The 2963-nt window shown below is 38.3% G+C and carries 4 protein-coding genes; all 4 read right to left on the bottom strand.

Going from position 1 to position 2963, the window contains the following annotated elements:
* The coding region (locus RWM19_RS08965; RefSeq protein WP_313986176.1) for a BMC domain-containing protein at positions 1-505 on the bottom strand (505 nt) is incomplete at its 3' end.
* A gap of 11 nt (positions 506-516) precedes the next feature.
* Positions 517-1905, bottom strand: a complete 1389-nt coding sequence (locus RWM19_RS08960; protein ID WP_313986173.1) for an aldehyde dehydrogenase EutE — start codon at positions 1903-1905, stop codon at positions 517-519.
* An 11-nt stretch (positions 1906-1916) separates the two neighbouring features.
* Positions 1917-2552, bottom strand: a complete 636-nt coding sequence (locus RWM19_RS08955) for a phosphate propanoyltransferase (protein WP_313986170.1) — start codon at positions 2550-2552, stop codon at positions 1917-1919.
* Positions 2539-2963 (bottom strand): AraC family transcriptional regulator (locus RWM19_RS08950; RefSeq protein ID WP_313986167.1); only part of this gene is annotated, 425 nt, incomplete at its 5' end. The genes RWM19_RS08955 and RWM19_RS08950, both read right to left, overlap by 14 nt.

Below are 2963 nucleotides of genomic sequence, written 5' to 3'. Positions count from 1 at the left end.
CTTCTGTTGTAGATGGTGTAGATTCTTCACCAATCACAATGTTTGTTAGCTCAGAAATGGCTTCTGCTATAGTTGCTTCTGTTGTTTCTGCTGGTTCCACTATTACGGTTTCTACCGCTGGGTCCACCTCTCCTGTCACGGGAACAGAAGGTGTTTCTTCCACTGGCGCAGGTTCTACTGTAGGTTCTTCTACAACTTCTGCTATCGGCTCTTCCTTCGCAGGTACCGTTTCTTCTTGCAAGAATACATCGATAACGGTTTGCGATACTCTTGGAATCACTTTAGAACTTACGAAACAACCCATCTCTTTTGCCACCATAGCGCCTGCTTCAACAGCTGATTGTACAGCTCCCACATCGCCTACTACTTTCACAGTAAACCAACCAAAACCATTAGCTCTATCAATATTTACTACGTGCACGTTAGATGCTTTTACCATGACATCTGACATGGTAATGGCGCCTAACAAGCCTTTTACTTCTAATAGTCCTAACGATTGATTCATATAAGCCTCACTTATCTCAAGCTAAATGCTTCACTTAATACACAACGACGAATACGACAGAATGATCTTGCACAAGTAATGCCTTCTCCTGTTGGTCCTGCAATGGTAAATGTAGTATGACCTTCACCGCCTACACCAATACCTGCATAGGATGGAGCATTCTTAACAAAAATTGTAGTTTCTAGTAACCGTGCCATTTTAGATAATTTTTCTAAGTTTTGAGAGTGCATCATCGCTGTGTGACGATTTCCCAATTCTGCGCGGTATGCACATTCGATAGCAATGTCTACATTTGGAACTGCTACGATTGGTAAAATTGGCATCATCATTTCTTCTGTTACTAGATGATGATGTTCTGATGTACGAGCAATGATTAAACGAATGCTATCATCTACCACAATACCTACTAATGCTAATAAATCTTTAGCCGATTTACCTACAAAGTCTGGATTTGGTTTACCATCTTTCTTAATTACTTTTTCAACTAATGTATCTAACATAGACATATCACCATTTTTTTTCATATGGTATACCAATTGATCTGCCACAGATTCCACAACAAATACTTCTTTTTCAGCAATACATGGTACATTGTTATCAAAACTTGCACCACTTACGATATCTTTCGCTGCTTGTTCAATATGTGCTGTTTCATCTACAACTACTGGAGGGTTACCAGCGCCGGCACCAATCGCTTTTTTACCAGATGATAAGACTTGGTTTACAATGCCAGGGCCACCGGTAGCTACTAAAAGTCTTACTTTTGGATGGCTCATCATGCATTGTGTGCTTTCAATTGATGGTTCACGCACCATCGTTACCAAGTTGTTAGGAGCACCTGCCGCTTCTAGTGCTTTATTAATAATTTGCACCAAAATGGTAGATACTTTTTTAGCTCTTGGATGTGGGCTGAATACTACTGTATTACCGCCTACGATCATGGAGATAGAATTATTGATAATTGTTTCTGTCGGGTTCGTTGTTGGTGTTATGGCACCAATCACGCCAAATGGACAAAATTCTTCAATTGTCAATCCATCGTGACCTGTCATAGCACGAGTTTCCAGCACCTCTTTACCTGGTGTTTTCACCGCAGCTACTCGGTTTTTAATCAATTTATCACTATATCTACCAATGCCTGTTTCTTCTACTGCCATGAGTGAAATCATTTCTAAATGATCTTTTTGCAACACAGTTTCACGAATGGCATCCACAAATGCATTGCGTTCTTGTAATGAAAAGGCTAACAACTCTCTTTGTGCCACTTCACTAGCATCAATCGCGGCCTCCATGGTATCGAACACGCCATATTCATAGCGAGTTGTTTCCATGCCTACGCCTTCTTGTTGTAAATCTTTCACTACTTGTTTTACTATACTTTCAATCATTTCTAAGTTCATTTGTATCTCCTCTATGACTTCGATACAATTCCAATATCATTGTTTTTTATGCGTCCTGCATTCGCTTCATCTACATCAATATGCATTTCTAAAGCAAATTTTGGCGATACTCGAATAATCACATTGGAAAATGTCAGTTCTCGTTCTCCATGCACAGTCACTGTCACCCGTTCTTTATCGACCACGCCCATACGTCTTGCATCGTCAGGATGCATATGGATATGTCGATGCGCTACGATGACACCTTGAGAAATCGTTAATTTCCCTTTCGGTCCTAGTAACGTTATACCTGGAGTTTCCCGTAAATCACCAGATTCACGTATCACGCCTGGTACTCCCAACGTAAATGAATCTGTTAGAGAGATCTCCACTTGTGTATCATTTCTAAAAGGTCCCAAAATACGCACTTTTTCAATACTACCTTTTGGTCCTACTAGAGTTACTGTTTCATTTGCAGCATATTGTCCTGGTTGTTTCAAGTCTACTTTTTTTGTCAGTTCATCTTGTCCAAATAAAACGGTATATGCTTCTTTTGATACATGAACATGACGATTTGAAACACCAATTGGTACGCTACATCTATTCAATTCTTGTAACTTTGCTATGACGCGTTCCGTTACTAAATGTAAATACTCAGATTGTTTCATAGGTTTCCACCAATCCATTAATGACTTGATCTCGATATTGTGAGATTGTTTTATGTTCATGTTTTTTGAAAATTTTACAGAAATAGCTCACATCACTATATCCCAATATGTTGGCAATATAGGATCCGCTCTTTTCCGTCCCAAGTATATATTCTTTCGCTAAATTGATTTTTTTCTTGTGTATATACTGCATAATCGTCATATTTAACTTATGTTTGAATATACGACTAATGTAGCCTTGGCTTACATTACAAGAAACAACTATATCTTTTAAGGAAATATCTTCTTGTATATGTGTGTAAATATAGTAGAGAACATTATGCAAAATGTCTTGTTTCCCTTGATATAGTTTCATAAATAGGAAATCAACCATTTTATATGTCAATATACCTAGCACTTCTGTATATTTTA

The organism is uncultured Solobacterium sp., from assembly GCF_963517755.1.
GTDB lineage: Bacteria > Bacillota_I > Bacilli_A > Erysipelotrichales > Erysipelotrichaceae > Bulleidia.
Note: the sequence above shows the minus strand (reverse complement) of the source record. Positions and strands in the feature narration are given on the sequence as shown.

Bases quoted from the DNA above. Each gene is read 5' to 3' on its own strand.
- RWM19_RS08960 (WP_313986173.1), bottom strand. From the start codon at position 1,905: ATGAACTTAGAAATGATTGAAAGTATAGTAAAACAAGTAGTGAAAGAT.
- RWM19_RS08955 (WP_313986170.1), bottom strand. From the start codon at position 2,552: ATGAAACAATCTGAGTATTTACATTTAGTAACGGAACGCGTCATAGCA.